Source organism: Nostoc sp., assembly GCF_036917635.1.
Classification (GTDB): domain Bacteria; phylum Cyanobacteriota; class Cyanobacteriia; order Cyanobacteriales; family Nostocaceae; genus Nostoc.
Map to the genome: position 1 here is coordinate 14425 of NZ_JBALCW010000025.1, position 23659 is coordinate 38083.

General features: G+C 40.6%; 20 protein-coding genes. 14 read left to right on the forward strand and 6 right to left on the reverse strand.

The genetic code is table 11. The annotated features are described in order from the left end of the window. Positions 1 to 38 precede the first annotated feature (38 nt). From V7K32_RS08035 to cofG, 8 genes are all read left to right on the forward strand, one after another. Complete coding sequence (locus V7K32_RS08035) at positions 39 to 1013, forward strand: hypothetical protein (protein ID WP_334991937.1); 975 nt, start codon at positions 39 to 41, stop codon at positions 1011 to 1013. A gap of 98 nt (positions 1014 to 1111) precedes the next feature. Continuing rightward, positions 1112 to 1336: a hypothetical protein gene (locus V7K32_RS08040; RefSeq protein ID WP_334991939.1), complete on the forward strand. Its 225-nt coding sequence runs from the start codon at positions 1112 to 1114 to the stop codon at positions 1334 to 1336. Positions 1337 to 1696: 360 nt separating this feature from the next. Then, positions 1697 to 1951, forward strand: a complete 255-nt coding sequence (locus V7K32_RS08045) for a SemiSWEET transporter (protein ID WP_334991941.1) — start codon at positions 1697 to 1699, stop codon at positions 1949 to 1951. Between the two features lie 175 nt (positions 1952 to 2126). Continuing rightward, the gene (locus V7K32_RS08050) at positions 2127 to 3773 is read left to right on the forward strand and encodes a B12-binding domain-containing radical SAM protein (RefSeq protein WP_334991943.1); all 1647 of its coding nucleotides are present in this window, start codon (positions 2127 to 2129) and stop codon (positions 3771 to 3773) included. A gap of 11 nt (positions 3774 to 3784) precedes the next feature. After that, a complete protein-coding gene (locus tag V7K32_RS08055; RefSeq protein WP_012411100.1) occupies positions 3785 to 3973 on the forward strand; it encodes a CPXCG motif-containing cysteine-rich protein in 189 nt (62 codons plus the stop codon). Positions 3974 to 3992: 19 nt separating this feature from the next. After that, entirely contained in the window at positions 3993 to 4442 is a 450-nt protein-coding gene (locus V7K32_RS08060; RefSeq protein ID WP_334991945.1) for an SRPBCC family protein, read from the forward strand. A 973-nt stretch (positions 4443 to 5415) separates the two neighbouring features. After that, complete coding sequence (gene crtW / locus V7K32_RS08065) at positions 5416 to 6177, forward strand: beta-carotene ketolase CrtW (protein ID WP_334991950.1); 762 nt, start codon at positions 5416 to 5418, stop codon at positions 6175 to 6177. A gap of 87 nt (positions 6178 to 6264) precedes the next feature. After that, positions 6265 to 7242 (forward strand): 7,8-didemethyl-8-hydroxy-5-deazariboflavin synthase subunit CofG, encoded by a 978-nt coding sequence (gene cofG, locus V7K32_RS08070; RefSeq protein ID WP_334991952.1) that lies wholly within the window; start codon positions 6265 to 6267, stop codon positions 7240 to 7242. A 372-nt stretch (positions 7243 to 7614) separates the two neighbouring features. On the opposite strand, the gene V7K32_RS08075 is transcribed toward cofG, so the two are convergent. After that, positions 7615 to 9987 (reverse strand): hypothetical protein, encoded by a 2373-nt coding sequence (locus V7K32_RS08075; RefSeq protein ID WP_334991954.1) that lies wholly within the window; start codon positions 9985 to 9987, stop codon positions 7615 to 7617. An 891-nt stretch (positions 9988 to 10878) separates the two neighbouring features. On the opposite strand from V7K32_RS08075, the gene V7K32_RS08080 reads away from it, so the two are divergent. The 3 genes from V7K32_RS08080 to V7K32_RS08090 all read left to right on the forward strand — a co-directional run bounded on the left by V7K32_RS08080 (position 10879) and on the right by V7K32_RS08090 (position 15962). Continuing rightward, positions 10879 to 12045 (forward strand): glycosyltransferase family 4 protein, encoded by a 1167-nt coding sequence (locus V7K32_RS08080; RefSeq protein ID WP_334991956.1) that lies wholly within the window; start codon positions 10879 to 10881, stop codon positions 12043 to 12045. 232 nt (positions 12046 to 12277) lie between these two features. Beyond that, complete coding sequence (locus V7K32_RS08085) at positions 12278 to 13444, forward strand: glycosyltransferase family 4 protein (protein WP_334991958.1); 1167 nt, start codon at positions 12278 to 12280, stop codon at positions 13442 to 13444. A gap of 391 nt (positions 13445 to 13835) precedes the next feature. After that, entirely contained in the window at positions 13836 to 15962 is a 2127-nt protein-coding gene (locus V7K32_RS08090) for a bluetail domain-containing putative surface protein (RefSeq protein WP_334991960.1), read from the forward strand. A 161-nt stretch (positions 15963 to 16123) separates the two neighbouring features. On the opposite strand, the gene V7K32_RS08095 is transcribed toward V7K32_RS08090, so the two are convergent. Continuing rightward, positions 16124 to 16393, reverse strand: coding sequence for a hypothetical protein (locus tag V7K32_RS08095; protein ID WP_334991962.1), 270 nt, complete (start codon positions 16391 to 16393; stop codon positions 16124 to 16126). 136 nt (positions 16394 to 16529) lie between these two features. Next, positions 16530 to 16745 carry a hypothetical protein gene (locus tag V7K32_RS08100; RefSeq protein ID WP_334991964.1) on the reverse strand — a complete coding sequence of 72 codons (216 nt, stop codon included), beginning with the start codon at positions 16743 to 16745 and terminating at the stop codon, positions 16530 to 16532. A gap of 381 nt (positions 16746 to 17126) precedes the next feature. Here V7K32_RS08100 and V7K32_RS08105 point away from each other — a divergent pair, with 381 nt between their 5' ends. Next, positions 17127 to 18425 (forward strand): cation:proton antiporter, encoded by a 1299-nt coding sequence (locus V7K32_RS08105; RefSeq protein ID WP_334991966.1) that lies wholly within the window; start codon positions 17127 to 17129, stop codon positions 18423 to 18425. 273 nt (positions 18426 to 18698) lie between these two features. Here V7K32_RS08105 and V7K32_RS08110 read toward each other — a convergent pair whose 3' ends face one another. From V7K32_RS08110 to crtD, 3 genes are all read right to left on the reverse strand, one after another. Further along, positions 18699 to 19088 (reverse strand): hypothetical protein, encoded by a 390-nt coding sequence (locus V7K32_RS08110; protein WP_334991968.1) that lies wholly within the window; start codon positions 19086 to 19088, stop codon positions 18699 to 18701. Between the two features lie 225 nt (positions 19089 to 19313). Next, entirely contained in the window at positions 19314 to 20420 is a 1107-nt protein-coding gene (locus tag V7K32_RS08115; protein WP_334991970.1) for a saccharopine dehydrogenase family protein, read from the reverse strand. 206 nt (positions 20421 to 20626) lie between these two features. Continuing rightward, positions 20627 to 22141: a C-3',4' desaturase CrtD gene (crtD, locus tag V7K32_RS08120; protein WP_334991971.1), complete on the reverse strand. Its 1515-nt coding sequence runs from the start codon at positions 22139 to 22141 to the stop codon at positions 20627 to 20629. 360 nt (positions 22142 to 22501) lie between these two features. Here crtD and V7K32_RS08125 point away from each other — a divergent pair, with 360 nt between their 5' ends. Further along, a complete protein-coding gene (locus tag V7K32_RS08125) occupies positions 22502 to 22639 on the forward strand; it encodes a hypothetical protein (protein WP_334991973.1) in 138 nt (45 codons plus the stop codon). Positions 22640 to 22911: 272 nt separating this feature from the next. After that, positions 22912 to 23538, forward strand: a complete 627-nt coding sequence (locus V7K32_RS28690) for a chloramphenicol phosphotransferase CPT family protein (protein WP_442938707.1) — start codon at positions 22912 to 22914, stop codon at positions 23536 to 23538. Positions 23539 to 23659 lie beyond the last annotated feature (121 nt).

The following is a 23659-nucleotide window of genomic DNA, read 5'->3' on the forward strand; positions in this document are numbered from 1 at the left end:
TTGCTGATGAATTTGAAAGAAAACGAGAATTTATTGCATTGCAGATAAAATATCAGGTTAGCCAATATCAAGATTTATCACCTGATAACTATCTATACACTATCCTTAAAAAGCTTGATTTGCAAGCTTATTTAAATGAGCAGGATATTAAACTTCTAAAAGAACTTGAACTACCTGAAACAATTAAAATTGCTAATGATAGATATGCGTTATTCTTGAAGTCAAAAATAGTATCAGAAGTAGTTTTGAGTGATTTAGAAATTGACTGGCTGAAAAATAATAAATATGAAGATATCATTATTTTAGCCCAACAAAAGCACTTTGATGCAGTCAAAAGAAAATATAAATTGGTGGCATATCCTTCACTGCTACAAGAGCAATTTTACGCAATTATGGTAAAACTAGAGAAAAAAGAACGGCTAGATCCTAAGTTAGTTTTACAGCTTATGGAAGACGATCTATTATCTAGTGGCGGAACAATTGCTCTTGCATATTATAGGTTAGAGGCAGAGTTTTATGAACAGGAATTTTACCGTACTCGACACAAGTGGCATATCCCCACAGCTAGTAGTTATTGGCGCAAAGCAAATGAACCCAATCAAGCATTAAAGCTTACTAACTTAGACTTAAATAGAGTTAAGGGCAGTAATCTAAAATCAGCTATTTTAGTTACTAGAGGTGCAGCCTTCAGAGATATAGACAACTTGGCTGAGGCAGAAAATTGTGCAAAAAAAGCTATGGAATATCAGCCTGATAGTCATCAACCTTACACCTTAATAGGTGCTATATGTTATGACAGACATGAGTATGAAGAAGGTGATTATTGGTTTGAACAAGCTATTGAACGTGGTGCTGAGACTGAAGATATAGATGCTGAAAGAAAACGAGTAATCAGGAGTACGAAGGATGAGAACAAACGACATGAAGCAGCAGAATATTTACTGAAAAAAGATCCACAACGCTACTCTTGGGCTAAGTCTTATCTCAAGAAGTCGCAAAATAATAGTAAATAAACTGGTTTACATCACCAAACTACTAACATGACCAGATTTATTCACGACCAATTCGCCAAAAACTCTTAAAATTATTAGAGGAAGATAGGGAATTACGTATGCGATTAGCACCACTTTACCAACAAGAGCAAAAACAGGCTAAACAACGAGGAATTCAGCAGAGAGAACGCTTGGTAGTGCAAAACTTGCTCAAAGTTCGTTTTAGTGAAATAGATAATCAGCTTCAAGCAATTATTGAACCTTTATTAAGGTTAACACCAGAAGAGTTTACGCCTTTACTGTTGCAGTTATCCCGTGAAGAATTAATTCACAGGTTTTGTTAGTGTCAATCACATATCCTTTAATGATTAGGGAAAAGAGTTAAACTCTTTTTCTTTTTTGTTTTTTCCACTTTCTAACTCACGTTACAATATAAAATCGAAGACATAAATACAGTATTATAAAACCGACTTTCCGCACTTCATCGTGTAATATGCGTAGATTTCCCATAGGTGGAAAAAAATGGTTAAATCAACAACATAAATCGCCAATGGTATTCAATATTAATACTTAATAATTTGAACATTATTAGGAATTTTTATTGAAAAGATAGATAATACATTTTGAAGTGCGGAATGTGGGATAAAAATCAATTTATAAGTTTTTTAACTAATGAAAACTTTATTTTATAGGTTTGCATCGCAATGGATTTTTTGACAATTTTAGGATTAGCGGCTGCCACAATAACCACAGTATCTTTTTTGCCACAGATGTTTAAAACCTGGCAAACAAAATCAGCAAAAGATGTTTCTATGGTGACGTTGGTTACATTCATAATTGGTGTTTTTTTGTGGTTAATCTACGGAATTTATCTCCAAGCCTTGCCAATTATTCTTGCTAATAGTGTGACATTGTTATTTAACTTGATAATTCTATGGCTTAAAATTAAATATAGATAAAGAAGCCCTGGCGACTATAAATCGCGGCTAGACAAACTATCGTCAGCCTGACGCAAACTAAAATCAAACCCAGGTTCGCGTACCCTCTCGTAGAAAAGAGAAGGAAAAGTGGTTTTTGCCTGTGTAGGCGCGAATTCTATGAGACTCGATTATTCAAACACCCCTAAAAACACCTGTGACATCATCTGTATTTACCTCTGAACGCCTCCTTTTCACCCCCGCTAACCCACAAACCAACGCTATCCCGATAATTTTCGCCTTTCCCAATGAGTACAGCGTAGGTATCACTAGCCTCGGCTATCAGGTAGTTTGGGCAACTTTGGCAATGCGTGATGATGTGCAGGTGAGTCGCCTGTTTACAGATACTCACGAACAACTCCCCAGAACGCCGGAAATTGTGGGATTTTCGATTTCCTGGGAACTGGATTATGTGAATATTTTAAATCTGCTGGAATCTTTAGAAATCCCTATTTTGGCAACTTCTCGTGATGAAACTCATGGGATAATTTTTGGTGGTGGGCCGGTTCTGACAGCCAATCCCGAACCTTTTGCAGCTTTTTTTGATGTAATTTTACTGGGGGATGGCGAAAACCTCCTGGGAAATTTCATTGAGGCGTACAAAGAAGTCAGAAATGCCTCAAGACAAACTCAACTAAAAAGACTTGCACAAATCCCAGGAATTTATGTACCCAGTTTGTATGAGGTGGAATATCACAACATAGATGGTGAAATAAAGTCTATTAAACCAATTTCTCCCGAAATTCCCGCAGTGGTACAAAAGCAAACCTACAGAGGAAATACGCTATCAGCTTCGACTGTAGTCACCGAAAAAGCCGCATGGGAAAATATTTACATGGTGGAAGTGGTGAGAAGTTGTCCCGAAATGTGCCGTTTTTGTTTGGCGAGTTATCTCACACTGCCTTTTAGAACAGCCAGCCTTGAAGATTCGTTAATTCCAGCGATCGCAAAAGGTTTAGAAGTCACAAATCGGCTAGGATTATTGGGGGCTTCTGTAACTCAGCATCCAGAATTTGAAGCGTTGCTGGATTATATTAGTCAACCGAAGTACGATGATGTCCGTCTCAGTATTGCTTCAGTGCGAACTAATACTGTAACGGTGCAGTTAGCAGCAACTTTGACGAAACGAGACACGCGATCGCTTACCATTGCAGTAGAGAGTGGTTCTGAGAAAATCCGGCAAATTGTCAACAAAAAACTGCATAACGACGAAATTATCCAAGCAGCGATAAATGCCAAAGCTGGCGGATTAAAAAGCTTGAAACTTTACGGAATGGCAGGAATTCCCGGTGAAGAAGCAGAAGATTTAGAACAAACCATAGTGATGATGCGTAATATCAAAAAAGCTGCGCCGGGATTGCGGTTAACATACGGATGCAGCACCTTTGTACCCAAAGCACACACACCATTTCAATGGTTTGGGGTGAATCGCCAAGCCGAAAAGCGGTTGCAGTTTTTGCAAAAACAGCTAAAACCACAAGGGATAGAATTTCGCCCAGAAAGCTATAATTGGTCAATTATACAGGCTTTGTTATCCAGAGGCGATCGCAGAGTGTCCCAACTCCTGCAACTTACTCGTGACTTTGGCGACTCCTTGGGTAGCTACAAACGTGCTTTCAAACAACTCAAAGGACAAATCCCCGATTTAGATTTCTACGTCCACGCCGAATGGTCAACAGAACAAGTATTACCCTGGAGCCACTTGCAAGGGCCTCTGCCACAGTCTACACTACTAAAGCATTTGGCTGATGCTAAAAGTTATATCAACCCATCCCCCAAAGAACTACAGCCATTGAATTCATAGCTGAAAACTTGATGCAAAACACAGCCGAGTATTACTGCGCCTATTGCGGCGAACCGAACTTAACTTTTATTGATTTGAGTGCTGGAGGACAGCAATCTTATGTTGAAGATTGTCAAGTTTGCTGTAACCCAAATATTTTGTATGTTCGGGTTGATGAAGATACCTTAGATATCGAGATTGATACAGAATCAGAAAGTTGAATTTTAGGTTTTTCTTTCCATGCTGCACTTTAAACATTCCTCAGTAATTAATGCCCCACCAGAAGTAGTTTGGAAATTTCACGAAAGGGCAGATATTTTGCAACTGCTGAACCCACCTTGGCAGCCAGTCCAAATCGTTCGTCGTGAAGGGGGACTGAACGTGGGCGCTATTACAGAATTTCGCCTGTATATTGGCCTATTACCCTTAACTTGGTTAGCGCGTCATAGTGAATATGAAAAATATCGCCTGTTTACCGACGAACAGATATCTGGCCCCTTTGAATCTTGGGTACATCGACATGAATTTGAACCGGAAGCTGGCAAAACTAGGCTGACTGATGCTATTTCCTTCTCTATGCCTGGTGGAGGTACGGTTGAATTTGTCAGTGGTTGGTTAGTGCAAGTGCAACTAGAAGCTATGTTTCGCTATCGCCACTATGTAACGAAACGAGAATGTGAGTCACAATAGCAAAATTTGCTGCAACGCCAAAAATTACAGCTATTTTCAGGTAAATAGACCACACTGTAGGGAGACGGCATCAGTAAGATTATTGTATATACCAGAAGATCGTGGATGCCGTGCCCCTACTTTTGATGTGTGGTTCAAATACTTGAATTCTGCTGTAAGTTTGAAAAATTTATTTACTATTTATTCGTCTACTTAATAACACTTTAGAAACCTTCTAACTTTCGTTAGATTTTTTATCATATCCAAAATAGTTTTTTAGTGAAATTACAAGTTCTGATTAGGAGTTATTTGGTAAAAATACCTCTGCTTTCTAGGCTAAGAAAAGCTATATTGAACTTTTGTTAGATAAATATTCCCTAAACTCCTTAAAATCTCATTCTTTAGAGTTGCTTCTACTTTGAAACTAGAGACAGATAGCGCCAAATGGATAAGTTAAGTAATATGAACAAAGTAATTAGCTGCTTAAGGAAATTTAACAATGGCACTTTATCTTAGTGATAAAACTCAAATTGCATACAATGGCAAAAACCACAATAGTGGTAAGTCTGAACTTTGGAGCGATCGCAGCCAAGGGACTGGTTTTCTAGCTTACTGAGTTTAGGATATCAATATTATACCGTAGTGTAGGACGTACTTCACCTCACTTCCTAAACTCCCCCCTAATTATTAACCGTTTTTGTTGCAGTCTGAGAATATATTTAAAGTATAAAATATAACATAAATAATTATACTATATACTAATCATTTTAGTGTATTTACTTATATTGCCCAACCTTCCAAAGGAAAACAGTTTTTATAATAGCAGTTGCTTGTGTAATACTAGTTAAAGTATCTTAATATTTATACATATATATTTTGAGCATTGGCATTGTCTAGTGGAAAACATTGACCACTAAGAGATTTTCCCGGTTAATTGTTTTTGTCATGACTATATTGTTGGAATTTTCACCTGAATGCTAGGCGGAGTAGAAGCGTGATCGAGTTAGAACAACCACCCAGTCATCCAATAAAACTGACTCAAGTAGTGAGAAGTAAATCTGAGTTTAAGGGGCTTTTCATTGCTATTATCATTGTTAGCACATGGGTCATTAGCCTGAGTTTATTACTTTCCGTTGACATCTCCAAGCTAAAATTTTGGATGTTATTGCCTGTAATACTATGGCAGACATTTTTGTATACGGGATTATTTATTACATCTCATGATGCCATGCATGGGGTAGTATTTCCCCAGAATCCCAAGATTAATCATTTTATTGGGAGATTAACCCTATCTCTTTATGGTCTTTTACCTTATAAAAAATTATTGCAAAAACATTGGGTGCATCACCACAATCCAGCAAGTCAAATAGACCCAGATTTCCATAATGGGAAACACAAAAATTTCTTTGCTTGGTATTTTCATTTTATGAAGGCTTACTGGAGTTGGGGACAAATCATTGCGTTGACTATTATTTATAACTTTGCTAAATACATACTCCATATACCACCTGATAATCTAACTTACTTTTGGGTGCTACCCTCGCTTTTAAGTTCATTACAATTATTTTATTTCGGGACTTTTTTACCCCATAGTGAACCGATTGGAGGTTATATTCAGCCTCATCGTTCTCAAACGATTAGCCGTCCAATTTGGTGGTCATTTATCACATGCTATCATTTTGGCTACCACGAAGAACATCACGAATATCCCAATGTTTGTTGGTGGGAGTTACCAGAAATTTACAAACCAAAATAGTTCTTGTTTATTTAATATCATGGCAACAAGAGTCACACGGTAATCTATATAGTTTGAGCAAGACATTATTTTAGATTATCTTAACTTATGCCAATTAATAATTCTCGGCTTGTCACCTACAGCCCTGCTTATACAATTGTTCCTACTTATGAGTGCTTTAATCGCTGTAGTTACTGCAACTTTCGCAGCGAACCGGGTAAAAGTCCCTGGATGAGTATTTCAGATGCAGAAAGTATTTTAAAACTACTTGAAAGTGAAAAAGTCTGCGAAATCCTCATCCTCAGTGGTGAAGTACATCCCCATTCGCCAAAGCGTCAGGCGTGGTTTGGACGGATTTATGATTTGTGCGAGTTAGCACTTTCAATGGGGTTTTTACCACACACCAATGCAGGTCCACTGAGTTTTGAGGAAATGCAAAATCTGAAACGTGTGAATGTTTCAATGGGACTGATGTTGGAACAATTAACACCAACATTGTTAAATACTGTACATCGGCACGCACCAAGTAAATTACCAGAAGTCCGGCTGCAACAATTACAATGGGCGGGAGAGTTGCAGATTCCCTTTACAACTGGGTTACTGTTGGGAATTGGGGAAACCTCTGATGATTGGTGGGAAACCTTGGAAGCTATATCTAACTTGCACCAACGTTATCATCACATTCAAGAAGTCATTTTACAACCTCATAGTCCTGGATATCAGCAAACTTTTGATGCACCTCCGTTTGATCCTGATGAATTACCAGAAGTAATTGCTAAAGCGCGTGAGATTTTACCGCCAGATATTACTATTCAAATTCCGCCCAATTTAGTTAAAGATAGCTGCTGGTTACTCGCTTGTATCGAAGCTGGTGCGCGAGATTTAGGTGGAATTGGCCCAAAAGACGAAGTTAATCCTGATTATCCCCATGTTCAAGAACAGGCATTGAGAGAAATTTTACAACCTGCGGGGTGGGAATTGGTGCCGCGATCGCCAGTTTATCCGCAATTTGATCGCTGGTTGTCAAAAAAATTGCAAAAAGCAGTGAAACGCTGGCGAAAAATAACACCAGTTTCTGCTATATAAAACCTAGACAAGTCTAGACTTTACTTCTTACTTCATCGGGAGCATGGGAGCGGTTATCCCTCAGTAAGCTTTCACGATCAAGCCAACCGTGATTCATTGTTTTATTAAGAGAAATATATAGTTTTAAGTTATCAATAACTTAGCTTGGTTTGCGCTTTTTAGTTATTTACTTATTTAAACCTATGTTTTTTCTTAATATTTTTGTAAATAAATGTACTATGTTGACTATACTTTTGTCAACTTAGGGACTGACAAGAAATAAATTATTCCAATAAACGTAGACGCTTCGGCTTGCCGTAGGCTACCACAAAGCCACAGAGAGAGTTTTTGGGTCAGTTTTGGAACATTTTTTAGAAGTCCCTTAGGACAAGCTCATCCCCCCAGGCGATATATAATTACTTTTCCTTTCCAATTTTCTTCCACAAATACCAGATGCTCACCATTTGAACGACGAAAAGCGCGGATACCGTAGGGTATATCAATCCAGCCACTTTCGCCGCCAACTTCTGGGCCTGGTTTTAACTGTTGTACTTGCGCTCCCGTTTTGGCATTATAGACATATACCTCTGCGGTTTTAACTGTCACGGCAAATACATAGTCTTCCGCCACACTGATAGCCGCCGTAGACACTTCGCGTTTACCGGTGCTGTCGTAGGGAATCACAATCCGCCAACGGGGAGTCCGATTTCCTTTACTCCAGTTGTCAAAACGGGCAATTTCAGATCCAGCAACTCCAGTATCGTCACCGAATGCGGGGTGATCTACTGTAAACCCTGACAAATACATAGTATCTGTTTGGGGGAAATATTCAATCCGCCGCAAATCTTTAAATATTTTGGGAGTAGTTTGCTTTTCCATCGAACTATAGCTGTAGATGGGGTTGCCTTTAGCATCTATTCCCTGTAAAGGATAGCGTCGAATGCCATCTTCTGTTCGCAAAGCTTTCCAAACATCTCCTTTGCTGTCTACCCACCAGCCGCCGATATACGGATAATCTTTGCTGGTATTATATTCGTTCTTTTCAAATTTCCCATTTCCGTTGCGATCGCGCCAGATCCATTCGCCTTGTTTTGGTTGATTCGGTGGCCAATTTCCGTTGAGAAATGGTTTATCTGCGCCATTGCTACCAATAAACATTCCGGCTGGGATAGCTATTTTACCATCTGTGTCTGGATTAAAACGATATATTTGCAGAAAGCTGTTATACATATCTGTAAGGAACAAAAACGGCTTTCCTTGGATGCGGCGAACAAAGGTTCCATCTGGGGATGTATGCAGACGGGGATCTTGAGGATATTTGAAGGGATTTAAAGTGTAGGCTTTGTAAGTCCATTGCTTACCAGCAGGCTTACTGTAATCCATCAGATAGTGTTCTTGTTTGGTGAATAAATCTACACCATCAGTTTTAGGATCGGCATCTGCATTATCGACAAATATCAATCCCAGCGATCGCCATATTAGTTTTCCCGATGGCGAAAATTTCCGCAAATCTGTTCCTGATTTGTTGAAACCATTACTATTTATATAGATATTGCCTGAAGCATCTGTACCGACTCCGGTAAGTCCATAAAGTTTCAAATCTCGAACTTCACCAGGAACTTCTGCATAGATTCCGCCTTTAGCACCGAAACTACTCACCTGCACTGGCTGATCTTTGATGTCATAAATCAACATTTGCTGACGCGGCCCATTTTCTGCCACCAACAGCTTACCTTGATAATCAATTGCGATCGCAGTTGGTTCAACGATATCTCCAATCTGTTGGGGTAATTGCTTTCCACTTTGGGAATAATGTAAAATCTTGGCAGGCTTACTACCATTTTTGCTTTGAATAATCCACAGCTTTTTTTGTGGATCAATAGTTATTGCTCCTGGATTAGCAACAGTAAAGCTGCGGATTTCCTTCATCGTATCAGTATCATAAACACGAATCCGGTTAGTAGCAAAATCGCTCACATATAACTCGCTTCCCATAGTTGCTAATCCAGTGACTTCATGTTTGGTACTGGTAATTAACATACTTTTATCCCAGCCACGCCCATTAGGAAACGCCGCAGGTTTTCCTGACAAATCATAACGTCTAACGCAGTGCCAAGTTGTTCCTTCTGCTGGGTAATCTTCATTGGTTTTACCCTTCGATCCCTGAGTCATGGCAATGTAAATATATTTACTATTTGCTGTTACAGCTATGCCACCACCACGACTCCAACCGTGAGTATCCCCAATAGCACCAATAACCTTACCATCCTTATAAATGGCTGCTTCCATTCCTGCCTCATCCCAATGGCTGTTAGTATAAACTGTGCCATCAGGGGAAACATACATTGCCTCAATATTGTTTTGTATACGCAGATTTCCACTGCCAATCGTGTTACCTATCCACGATGTTTTATAGGTAGGCGTGGATGTTTCCGTATTGTTTTGTACTAGCAGATTTTCGCTGCCAATAGTATTATTTATCGAGATTTCTTTTGTAAGTATGGGTGTTTCAGTATTGTTTTGTATTGGCATTTCACTGCCAACAGTATTACTTATCGACGATGTTTTGTAGATAAGCGTGCGTGTTCCAGTTGTCGCCCAGTCTGTTGTAATTCCAAGAGTAGTAACAATTAGTCCAACAGTCAGACTGAGTAAAAAGTTGAAAGTTTTACTTTTTTGTATATATCTAATCTTAAATATTTTTTTGAGGTACTGGTTGAGTTGGTGACGGAGTTTTATTAACTGCGCCAGTAATTTATTTTTCATATATTTTTTAAGCTTTTAATTAGTTATATAAACCACGTCTATCTTGAAACCTATAGTTCTTCCATGATGAAAAGGATTTGCCCTCATCCCCCAACCCCGAATCCCAGAGAGAGGGATTCGGGGAGCCAGAATTTCAAACTCCCTCTCCCAGATTTGGGAGAGGGATTTAGGGAGAGGGTGAAAACTACGGTTCTCAACTTAGATAAGGTTTACAATCATTTTTTCGGTAATCCGCAAAAAATATAATTATTATAAATAACCAAAAACTTTACATAATCTTTACAATATTTACCTTATTCTTATGGTTATTCAGCTAATATATTAAAAATCTGATTTGAGGTATTATTTTTTACTTTAAATTAATAAAAAGTGGTAAATATTCATACATAATAGTTCCATAATTATTAATTGATTAGCGGTTTTTGTCTTTCCCTATCTAGGATTCACCTTCGTTAATTTGCAAGTATCAGATATGTCAAACTCGGTGTTATGTAGTTAATAAAAACACAGTTTTAATTCCTTGTTGACGTTGATATATAAATAGTTTATAAATTGGTGTTCTATACAAAAACTCTTATTGGTAATGTGTATTCGGTCTAGTGATTCAGTTTTGGATACAAATGTAAAGGCTTACAGATGTGCATTCGTGTCAACAAAAGCTTAGAAATAGCTTAACTGTTGGCTCCCTCATCCGCCTGGAACTAAAGTTCAAGGCTAATAGCTAAAGTCTACTGAAGTAGACTAAAAATCTTTGGGTATATTTAGTCATCTTGAGATGACTTTAGCTAAAAGCCAAGGAACTTCAGTTCCTTGTGGGACATAGCTTTTACGTTAAGTTGACACCAATGACAGATGTACACCTGTTTTAATATATTTATAGGAGATATATCAGTGGAAAAGAAACCAGAAACTTTTGCATCATCTGCATCTATTCTTACCCTTGGATTGGGCTGGTTCCCCAAAAGTCCTGGAGGATTAGAAAGGTATATTTATGAATTAACTCATAAATTAGCTGCAAATAAAGACCAGGTTGAATTATGCGGAGTCGGTTTACCAGATGCGGAAATAAATTCGCCGATTAAGCTGACTAATTTGGCGAGTCCTGATAGTGCTATTTGGCAAAGATTATGGTCAATTCGTAGTAATTTTCAGAAAACAAGAACAAGTAAACCTGATGCTATTAATTTGCACTTTGCATTATATAGCTTTCCTATTTTAGATATTTTACCAAAAGGAGTACCAGTTACTTTTAACTTTCATGGGCCTTGGGCTTCTGAGAGTCAGCAAGAAGTGGTTAATAAAAACCTTAGCCTTTTAATCAAGCACTGGCTAATAGAACAAAACACTTATAATCGGTGCGATCGCTTCATTGTTTTGAGCAAAGCATTTGGTAAAATTCTACATGATAAATATCAAGTACCGTGGAGCAAAATTAATATTATTCCTGGTGGAGTTGATATTAACTGGTTTCAGCCAAATTTATCACCCCAAGAGGCTTGTGCAAAGCTAGGCTGGCCTAGTAATCGCCCTATCCTATTTACATCACGCCGCTTAGTACATCGAACCGGAGTTGACAAATTATTGCAAGCACTGGCTATAATTAAGCCCAGAATACCAGATGTTTGGCTTGCGATCGCAGGTCGTGGTCACATCCAAGCTGCACTACAACAACAAGCTACAGAATTAGGGCTAGCCGACAACGTTAAGTTTTTAGGTTTTCTACCTGATGAGCAATTACCTATAGCTTATCAAGCTGCTGAATTGACTGTAATGCCTAGTCAATCTTTTGAAGGATTCGGATTAGTAATAATTGAGTCTTTAGCTTGTGGTACTCCTGTTTTATGTACTCCAGTTGGGGGAATGCCAGAAATTTTATCAGGATTTTCACCCGATTTAATTACTACTTCAATAGAAGCCTCAGCCATTGCTGAAAAATTAGAGCAAGTGCTTTTGGGAAATATCCCCATACCTTCACGATCAGCTTGTCGCAATTACGCTATCACAAACTACGATTGGAATCAAATTGCCCAGCAAGTACGGAAGATTTTATTAGCTTAAACAAGTGATTGTAATAGATGTTAGGGGTGCATCCCAAATGTGCAAAAACCTTGATAGCCCTCATCCCCTAACCCCTTCTCCCATCTTTGGGAGAAGGGGAACTACAATTATGTCTCCCCTCTCCCATCTTTGGGAGAGGGGCTGGGGGTGAGGGAAAAGATTTAAGCACTCATTGCGATGCTCCCGATATTAGGTGTGCTACGTGAGTCAAATTAGCTAAAATAGAGGTTTAATGAGAATTTTTTTTCTAGACCAAAGTGGTAAACCAGGCGGCGCAGAATTGTGTTTAATAGATATTGCTAAACCATACTCCGTTGGCAATGCCTGCCGTAGGCATCGCGCTTTGGTAGGTTTATTTGCAGATGGGTCATTTAAAGATTTATTGCAGCAAAATCATATTCCAGTAGAAGTTCTCGCAACTCAAGCAATCGAAGTTCGCAAAGAAAGCACTTTGGTACAAGGATTAAAGAGTCTCGGACAACTTGCACCTTTAATTACTAAGGTAGTTAAAATAGCGCGTGAATACGATTTAATTTATGCTAATACCCAAAAAGCATTAGTTGTCGGAGCATTAGCAAGTTTATTCAGTCGTCGCCCTCTGGTTTATCATTTACATGATATTCTTTCGACAGAACATTTTAGCCAAACTAATCTTCGTATTGCAGTTAACTTAGCTAATCGTTTTGCATCATTAGTAATTGCTAATTCCCAAGCTAGTAAAACAGCCTTTATACAAGCGGGAGGACGCCCAGATATTATCGAAGTTGTCTATAACGGCTTTGATTCAAAAATTTATCAAACTGATGATTCTGACATTAATAAATTACAACAACAGCTAGGATTGCAAGGAAAATTTGTAGTCGGACACTTTAGCCGTCTAGCACCTTGGAAAGGGCAGCATATTTTAATTGATGCCCTAGCCAAATGTCCGCCAGAGGTGATAGCAATTTTAGTAGGTGATGCACTCTTTGGCGAACAAGATTACGTCCAACAGTTACACCAACAACTTACCCAACTGGGATTAGAAAACCGCGTCAAATTTTTAGGATTTCGTTCTGATATTCCTCAGTTAATGGCAGCTTGTGACTTGGTAGCACATACCTCTACTTCCCCAGAACCCTTTGGTAGAGTGATTGTAGAGGCGATGCTATGTGGAAAACGTGTAGTTGCAGCAAAAGCTGGCGGTGTAATGGAATTAGTAGAACATGGACTTAATGGTTTTCTAGTGACACCAGGAGAACCCCAGGAACTTGCACAAGTAATAATCACCTGTCTTCAGGAGACAGAAATAACTGCAACTATAGCCAATAATGCCCGGACTACTGCTAGTGGGCGTTTTGATATCGCAATTATTAATCAGCAAATTGCTCAACTGCTGTCTCATATCACGTCCGCTTAAATAGACATATAGCAGTTTTAAATTGCGTGGAGTACAGACAATTCGTAGGGGCGCACAGCTAGCTGTAATTGTTTGCCTCTACTAGGTTTCAAAGCCTCTCCACCCGTGGGGGATAAGTTTCCAGCGAATGGAATTTAAAAACTTTGCGTTTCCCTGGGAATGAATATACCAAGTTGGTTAAGTTAGCAATAATGTATGTCATATAAATAATGTCATTAACAAGATTGACTTAAAAAATTTTATATCATATCATTTTTGTGACTGATGCAGCAAAAATACATTTAACTAATCAGACTTAGTAGATAAAAAGATTTTGCAGAACATAGCGATGTGTGATGAAAACACATAGCAGTACACAAGTGGAATCAAACAGATAAGGAACACTAATTTTATGACCTCAACCACAACTTACACTTACGATGCCGATGGCAAAGTGATATCTGAGAGGACAGACAACAACAGTGATGGGATAATAGACTCAGTTATTACCTACCGCTATGATCTGACATTCAATAGCCGTGACGACAACGGCGACGGCAAAGTTGATTTTGTCGAAACCTATACTTATGATGCCAAGGGCAACCGGACATCCGATAGCCGTGACGACAACGGCGACGGCAAAGTTGATACTGTCGAAACCTCTATTTATGATGCCAAGGGCAACGTGACATCCAATAGCCGTGACAACGATGGCGACGGCAAAGTTGATACTGTCGAAACCTTTACTTATGATGCCAAGGGCAAGGTGACATCCGATAGCGTTGACTTCAACGACGACGGCAAATTTGATTTTGTCCACACCTATACTTATGATGCCAAGGGCAACCTGACATCTTATAGCTCTGACTACAACGGCGACGGCAAAGTTGATGATGTCGAAACCTATACTTATGATGCCAAGGGCAACCTGACATCTACTACCTCTGCCAACGGCGACGGCAAAGTACTTAATATCGAAACCTATACTTATGATGCCAAGGGCAAGGTGACATCTGATAGCGTTGACTTGAAGGGGGACGGCAAAGTTGATTTTGTCCAAACCAATACTTATGATGCCAAGGGCAACCGGACATTGAGTAGCTTTGGCAACGGCGACGGCATACTTTATTATGCCACCACCTCTACTTATGATGCCAAGGGCAACCTGACATCCAATAGCTCTGACGACAACGGCGACGGCAAAGTTGATCATGTCGAAACCTATACTTATGATGCCAAGGGCAACCGGACATCCGATAGCGTTGACAGCAACGGCGACGGCAAAGTTGATTATGTCCAAACCTCTACTTATGATGCCAAGGGCAACCAGACATCCAATAGCCTTGACAGCAACGGCGACGGCAAAGTTGATTCTGTCGAAACCTTTACTTATGATGCCAAGGGCAACCGGACATCCGATAGCCGTGACGACAACGGCGACGGCAAAGTTGATTATGTCGAAACCTATACTTATGATGCCAAGGGCAACCGGACATCCGATAGCCGTGACAACAACGGCGACGGCAAAGTTGATTCTGTCACAACCTCTACTTATGATGCCAAGGGCAACCGGACATCCGATAGCCGTGACAACAACGGCGACGGCAAAGTTGATTCTGTCACAACCTCTACTTATGGACGCGCATCCGCTAGCTATGACTTCAACAATGATGGTGTAATTGATGCTGTTGGCATCTACAGCTACGATTTGAGCGGCAACCTGAAATCACAAAAAATTGACAAAAATAATGATGGCATCTTTGATGAAGTTACCGCTTACAGTTACGACGCTAACGGCAAACTCGCTGCACAGGTAGCTGACAAAAATAATGATGGCATCCCTGACGAGATTACGACTTTCAACTACGATCGCAATGGCAAACTAATTTCCGCAGATATTGACAACAACAGTGATGGCATTACTGATGCAGTTGCCACTTATCTGTATGATACCAATGGTCAATTAACCAGCAAAACCACCACAGAGGGAAATGTGCCAAACCAAACCTTAAACGGTGGTAATGGTGCAGATAAACTCAGTGGTGGGGCTGGTAACGATCAAATTTCCGGCAATAACGGCAACGATCAACTCTTTGGATTAGCCGGAAATGACAAGCTAGTTGGTGGTAATGGTAATGACATCCTCAATGGTGGCGCTGGGCGTGATACCCTCACAGGCGGTTGTGGCGCTGATCAATTTGTGTTCAACAGTCTGAGTGATTCCCTGCTGTCTAGCTTTGATAAAATAACTGACTTGAACATTTGTCAAGATAAAATTGATGGGCTGTATGCAGTTAGCGCGGCTAATTTAGTTCAACTTGGCAAAGTTGCAAGTCTAAATCTTTCAGATGTACAACAGATATTGACTGCAACTGCTTTTGTAGCTAAAGGTGCGGCAACTTTTACCCTTGGTACAGGCAATCATCAGCAGACTTTTCTGGCACTCAACGATAACACTAATGGATTCTCTGCCCTCACGGATGCCGTGATTGAGATTAGTGGCTACAAGGGTAACTTAGCCTCCTTAGCAGTTGTATAATCAGCTTTATTTTCTGCTAAGGGACTTCCAAATAAAAAAATATACAACTATTTATTGTAGGGTGGGCGACACGAGAGCCTATAGTCAAAGGTGGGCAAGATGCCCACCCCACAAGATTGGATAATTTATTTCCTGGAAGTCCCTAAACTGTGTACTTTAGCTCAAGCCGCTTCCCGCAGTTGTGGTTGTGACGGCACACTCACTTCTGGAAATGAAAGCGAAAGTTGTTCGGCTTGAGGGACTGCGGCTTGCTGCAAAACTTGAACTTCGATATTCACGCTCACTAAATAACTGCCTGTATCAGCAGCAACCGCTTCAGCAATTAATTTGGCAATGTCTGGGCGTTTGGCAGTCAATGGGTCACGTAAAATACACCGATCCCATTCATGCTTGGCAGTCGGATTGAGGTTGAGAATATAATGCTTCATCATCGAACTAACCCTTGAATCCATCTTCCAGAAGGTTTTCACAGAGCCGTTATATATTTGGCTAGGCTTTGTGGACGCTATCTATATTATAGTATATTTGTACTAAATAGGGCGATATCTGAATGAGAAAGTAACGAATTCAGTAACGATGCCTACGACAACCTTGTTGAGCGATCGCTAAATATTTAATATCAAAGTTTGGAGTTTCAAGCCTGGAACTCCATGTTTTGTCCCAACTACGCTTGTAACACAAAATCTGATGCGGTAAGAGTTGGCGCACCTTACTCGTTCGTAGTGCTTCCTTCAAATAAGGGACTTCCAGGAAATAAATTATCCAATCTTGTGGGGTGGGCAACTTGCCCGCCTTTGACTATGGGCGGGCGAGACGCCCACCCCACAATAAATAGTTGTATATTTTTTTATTTGGAAGTCCCTAAGCGATCGCCCCATAAGCACTGCTATGTTGAGCAATAGCGCTGGTTATTCTACTCAACCTACTCCACAACTGCAATCCCCCACTGTCAAAGCTTCGCCAGTAGTTTTTTAATGACTATCGGGACTTAAACAAAAATTAAGCCCAAATAAAGCCTAAACTGGCTTTATAATTCTCAAATTTGGTAGCGGGTGTAAATCCTCAATCCCCAATTCCAGAAAATCTGCCCATAGGTAATTTCTAATACCAAGCTATTACAACTAAGCTTACAAAGTAACACCTAATTTTTATATAAATCGCTATATGGTAGATATCTATATTATTGACCTATTTGTGATTGGTTCACTTCTACTGATGGTTACATTAGGGTCAGGTTGGATTGCTCGTTTACCTCTTTCTTTTGCCCTTATCTATCTAGTAGTTGGTATTTTGCTAGGGCCTTACGCCTTTGGGCTGATTCAATTACGTCGAGATGAAGTTTTTAATGCCGAACTGCTGGAAAGAATAACAGAACTTGTAGTAATTATTTCTGTGTTTAGCTGCGGCTTAAGAATTGTTCGTCCTCTAAGGTTGGGGGCTTGGGATATTACAGTGCGATTAATTGGATTTCTGATGCCAATTTCAATTTTTGCTCTGGCTGTTGTGGCTAAATTATTTTTAGGGATGAATTGGGCAGAAGCGATTTTATTAGGAGCAATTCTTGCACCTACCGATCCAGTATTAGCATCAGAAGTACAACTGACCGATATAAACGACCAAGATGAGTTGAGATTTGGTTTAACTTCTGAAGGTGGGTTAAATGATGCTTTAGCTTTTCCCTTCGTTTATTTTGGTCTTCATGCATTAAAAGATGATAACTGGGAGAACTGGTTTAAACAGTGGATTGCTGTTGATTTAATTTGGGCGATCGCAGCTGCCATTGTTATGGGATTTGTTGTTGCAAAATTTATAGTTTGGATTGAAAAAATAATTCAAAAACGCCGTCGTGCTGATGAGTTAATGGAAGACTTTATTGCTATCAGCACAATTTTAATAACTTATTCCTTAACAGAAATGGTGAATGGCTATGGATTTTTGGCAGTATTTATTGCTGGTTTAGTTGTCCAACGCAGTTACAGAAATCCGGAAAAACCGCTAGCACAGTTGGAATTTGTTGAGCAACTTGAAAAACTGCTGGAAGTTGGAACAATTTTACTATTGGGATCAATATTATTATTGCAGCCAATGCTCAAGTATGCTATGCAATCTTTATTAGTGATAGTTTTATTATTCTTCATAATCCGACCTGTAGGAGTTTGGATTAGCACAATAGGCAAACATCCTGTAGAATCACACCGCCGAACCTTTCATCCAGGAACTAGGTGGTTGATTGGATGGTTTGGTATTCGCGGTGTTGGTTCTTTATATTATCTCGCCTATGCGTTTGGTAATGGCTTAAAAGGTGAAGCTGCCGAACAAATTGCTTGGATAACTTACACTACTATTGTCGTTTCTGTAGTTATACATGGCATCAGTTCAACTCCATTAATGAAGTGGTATGAGCGCAATATTGCTAATCAGAGAAACGCTAATCCTCCCGCCACAATAGATGAATTTGAGTAAAAGCAATTTAATTTTATAAACCTGTGACTCAAAACCGGAGAGAGACTTTGAATCTTACTCCCCAACGCTATAAGGGAAGGGGTTGGGGGTGGGAGCATTCCAGTGCTTAAATCTTTTCCCTCACCCCCAGCCCCTCTCCCATAATATGGGAGAGGGGAGACATAATTCTAGTTCCCCGAATCTCATCTGATGGCATTCGGGGTTAGGGGATGAGGGCTATCAAGGTTTTTGCACCTGACGGGATGCTCCCGTTGGGGGTTAGGTTTATATTTCCTATTTACCCGTCACCTTTTCAATAACTTCTTTCGCTTTTTCCCCAAAAGTTTCTGGGGGATTTTGTTGTTGTTCAGCCTTCAAATTCCTTTCGTAAGTTTTCTCTATAGTAGTAAGGTTTTTTGAATCTTTTATTGCTTGCTCATAAGCTTCTTGTCGTTCTTCTTCTTCAACGCCAACACCAGGGTCAAATTCATTAGCACGATTAATTTTTTCTTGAGAATTTGGTTTAAACTCTGGTGGTACTAGCTTTAATTCTTCAACAGTAGTTGCATAACTAGCTTGCTGAACGAAAATAAACGAACTTGACAAGCTAATGAAAACCATTAAACCAATAACCAAAAAGCTTGAACGTAATACTTGTTTTAAAGTTAATAGAATTTTTTGCACGAAAAACCCCTCCTCTTGTTTTGTTATAAGCCTTGGTTATGTATAAATATATTCAATATTTCAGGCTCACAGGCATCCTATATGTTTAGGTACAGTTTTTCCTTCTATCGCAAGGTATATTAATTTTGGTCTATATTACTATAGTAGCGACCTACATCTGTATCTGAATATTTCGTAAAATCAGATGAAATTCTCACCCAGTGTGCTTAACCGAAGCGTATTATCCTATAACCAACTGTGATTAATTTTAATTCCTCGGCTTTGCATTACTTCTTCAAATAAATTTGTTGGTAGCGCTTCTTCTACAGCAAAAACACCTGGTTTCTTAAGTTTACCTTCTAGCAATAATTGGGCAATACTACCTGTGCCACAACCAGAAGCCACTGCTGTATTTTCATGCACTACAGTTGAACAATAAATGGCGGTTTCACCATTTTTTTGCCCTGTAACTTCTGAACGAACTGCTACACCAATTCCACTAAAATTATTAGTGACATCTGTCATTGAATGGCTGACATGAGACAGAAATTCAATCATGTAACGACGCTGCATTAACCACTTGGGAAAAATATGTGCCGCAATCCAAGTTAGGTGATTGTAAAAATCGGGAACAGAGCCAAACTTAGTAATTACAGTTTTTACTGATGGAAAGGCTTTGGGCAATGTAAAGGTTTCTGGCATATCAAACCAGTAAACTCCGGTGCGTCCATAAGGCGGTGGAAAGTCAACTAATTCTCTTTCACTATAAGGCTTAATTATCTGCCATTTTCCATCTATCCAAGTCTCAAAAGGATACTGCAACCCCAGAAAAGTTGTCCGCATGACTGTAATGCCAGCACCGCCAGAACCAGAAACTAAATAACTTAAATGGATCTTTTCTGGTTTATCAAATTGTTCAACACCTTGACGAACCATGCTGTTAGAAATACCAGGAAAAATACCAGTATTAATAATTGCTGTCACCCCAGCAGCAGCAGCTTGTTCACTAAAATTGAGAGCTTTGCTGGTATAAGAACGATGATCGCTGACATCTACATAATTAACGCCTTGAGCAATACAGGTTTCGAGAACGTTAGTATCTCGATAGTGAAATGGGCCAGCACAGTGGATGACTAAGTTAGAGTTTGCGATCGCATCTTGCAACTTGTCAACTTCTGCCAAGTCCAAGACCAAAAACTGCACTTGTCCTCCCGAAGACAAGCTAACAGCTTTCCCAAACTCCGCAGAACGTCCAGTAATCGTAATTTGTGCCTGCGTATGGGTAGCGAGATCCTGAGCAACACTGCTACCAATCCGCCCCCGTCCACCAAGAATTAAAACGCTGTCTGTCATTACTCCAGATTCGCAATACTAACCTTATTTCACCAGTTTTCTGTCCTGTTTGCCATCGGTTATAAGTATGATTTATAGCATTTATAAAATTTCTGCTTTATCTAACCTAACCGGACTTAAACAAGTTCGTAGTAAGGACTTTAGTCCTTATTTTCTAAGCACTAAAGTGCTTCCTACAAACCCTCAAAAATAATTTGACAAAGGTACTACATTTTCGCTTCAATTTGCCTGACTACCGTTAGCGCCGAATAACTCACCCCAGCAGTACCTTCGCCGGGATGGGTGGAATCACCAACTAACCACAAATTCTGGATGGGTGTACGATTGGCGAACCCAAAGGGGCCAAAGGTAGGAATCCTTTGACCAATACCACCAACTATACCGCGATCGCGGGCTGTAAAATGGGCAAAGGTGCGCGGTGTTGCGGCTTCTTGATAAATAATAGTTTCTGGTTTGAGATAAAAGTATTGGGCAAGACGAGCGATCGCTTCTTCGGTAAACTTTTCTTTTAGTCTTTCATAATCTTCAGTCTGCCACCACTGTGCAGGATCGACAAATGAAGAAGCAATAATTGTCGCTTTCCCTTGCGGTGCGCGGCCGTCTCCAGGATGACTGACGGAAACAAACAGGGAATTATTCTCGCCAATGGGGCCATTTACATCGTACAGAAATTGTAAATGAGGAGGACATTTAGGCGGAATCGCGCTAGCATCTACACCCAAGTACACCACAAACGCGCCCGATGCTTGGGGTAGTTTTTCCACCCGATTTTTATATCCAGATGGCGCTTGTTCTCCCAGTAACTGTACCAAGTTTTGCACGGTGACATTGCTAACTATATGGTCGGCGGCTTCTGTCCAGACTTCGCCAGTTTTCTGATTTCTAATGACTACAGCAGTAGCTTTACCGTTTTCTACTTTAATTTGTTCTACAGTGTGGCGCATCAACAATTTGCCGCCATCTCTTTCTAAGGATTGTACCAAGCGATCGCTTAATACTTGCATACTTCCCTGGAGGTGAAACAATCCTTGCGGTAGTTGGGATACACTCAACGCTGTTGCTGCATAAAGTAATGCTGTCTGTTCTGCATCCACCTGGGAGTATAGCTTTAGTTGCAAATCTAAAAAAGTTCTCAATCGTTGGTTATTTCCCAATCCACATAACCGTAAAGCATCTCCTACCGTAAACAAAGTGAAAGGTACAGTAATTAATGTACTGGGACGCACCGCTTGCGTTAGCTGCCACAAATCCCATAAATTACGTGGTGGTAGCACCGGATCGCGTCCTTGAAATTCCCAACTGGCATTAAATAAAGTTGCCATCAATTGCCAAAACGGTTCGCTACCGGGAAACTGTTTTTGTCGTTCCTCTTGCCATTTCTCTTGGTCGCGCCAGACATTAATTGGTGTGCTTTCCCCAGGTAAATACACCGCACAAGCAGGGTCGCAAGGCGTTGCTTGTGGTAAATCTATTTCTAATTCTGAGAAAATGCGGTGGTGAATTCCCCCTGGTTCTAACCCAGCCACCTGAGTTGCGCCCACATCAAAGGTAAATCCCTGGCGTTTAAACGTCGAAGCACAGCCTCCGGGTACGAGAGCCTGATCTAATATTAAAACGCTGTAACCTCTATGAGCTAATAATGCTCCAGCAGTCAGTCCACCTATTCCCGCACCGATAACGACGACATGAGAGTTACTTTTGTCAAGAGTAATGCTGGACATTGATTAGCTTCTTTAAAATTCTTAATACTTTTATTTATAATTTTACCTTAATCTCTAAGTTGAATGGGGTATAAGGGTGCTTCGGCGTAGCCCGCCGCAGGGATCGCAGATAAAAGGGCGGTTATAAACTGCGTCTACACGAGGCAAAACCTGCCTGCGCGGGTTAAATAAAAAACCTTAATTTTCTCTTAGCCCACGCAGGTATAGCTTCTGTTTGGATGGTTTTGCGAATTAGACATCTCCAGAAATTAAATACGCCTAACCTGAAACCCTTGTAGAGACGCGAAAATTTTGGATGTAATACGCGGTATAAGAGCATAACCGTGCATCCTTTACCTCGTTCCCAGTCTGCGACTGGGAATGCCCCTCATTGAGGCTCCGGCTCCCTTACTCGCGGCAGAGCCGCAATTAGCAGTATTTCCCCAGCAAGAGGCTGAAAACGAGGTTTTAAAAGGGTTTTGGCTTAAGTTGACACCAATGGGAGCAGTCAACTCATGACGGGAGCCGTCTCAATACTGCTCGGATAAGACCAAAAACCTTGTTTAGAGACGCGAAATTTCGCGTCTCTACAGGTCTAAAACACTATCGAAAAATCCAAAAACCGAGCAGTATTGGGAGCCGTCTACCTTGCAATGTGCTTGCATTTACAATCAAATCTTTACTTGAACGATGAGGCATTGACTGAGGTAGAAGCATTTTCAATTGCCTATTCAACTTTTTAGCCTTAACGTGGAATTGCTAACTATATATTAAAGACGCGAGGAACGATCATGGGGCAGACGCAGGAGCTAGGACAGATTATCATCCTGAATGGTGCCCCGCGATCGGGGAAGTCGAGCATTGCCGCAGTTATCCAGGAGACGTTTGATGGTCTGTGGATGAACTTGGGTGTTGATAGGTTTATGCAAATGACTCCTGCACGATACCTGCCTGGAATTGGTCTGCGGCCAGGGGGTGAACGCCAGGATATCGAACCCTTTGTCCCTATTTTATACAGTGCCATGTATGAGTCCATCGCCGCCCACAGCCGCTTAGGTTTGCATGTCGTGGTTGATGTCGGACACCATGACGCCTACGCAATTCCACGGGGCATCCTGGCCGATAGTGCGCGGCGTTTGAACGGATTGCCGGTCTTCTTTGTAGGCGTTCGTTGCCCCATTGAGATGGTTATGGAACGGCGACAAAAGACACGAGGGAAAGTGGGAAGTGCAGCCGACTCGTTGATGCCACTTCCGGTTCAGTTATGGCAACGTGAAGTCCACATCCCTGGCATCTATGATCTTGAAGTCGATACCTCGTTGTTAAGCCCAGGTGCCTGTGCCGAGGTGATACGCCAGCACCTCGCAGATAGTCCAGCGCCGTCAGCATTCCAACGACTCGTTACACACCATACTTAAGCTGTAGTTATCAATATTGCAACTGTAGCGGTCTTCGGGTTCACGGGAGCGGTCTTCGGGTTCACGGGAGCGGTCTTCGGGTTCACGGGAGCGGTCTTCGGGTTCACGGGAGCGGTCTTCG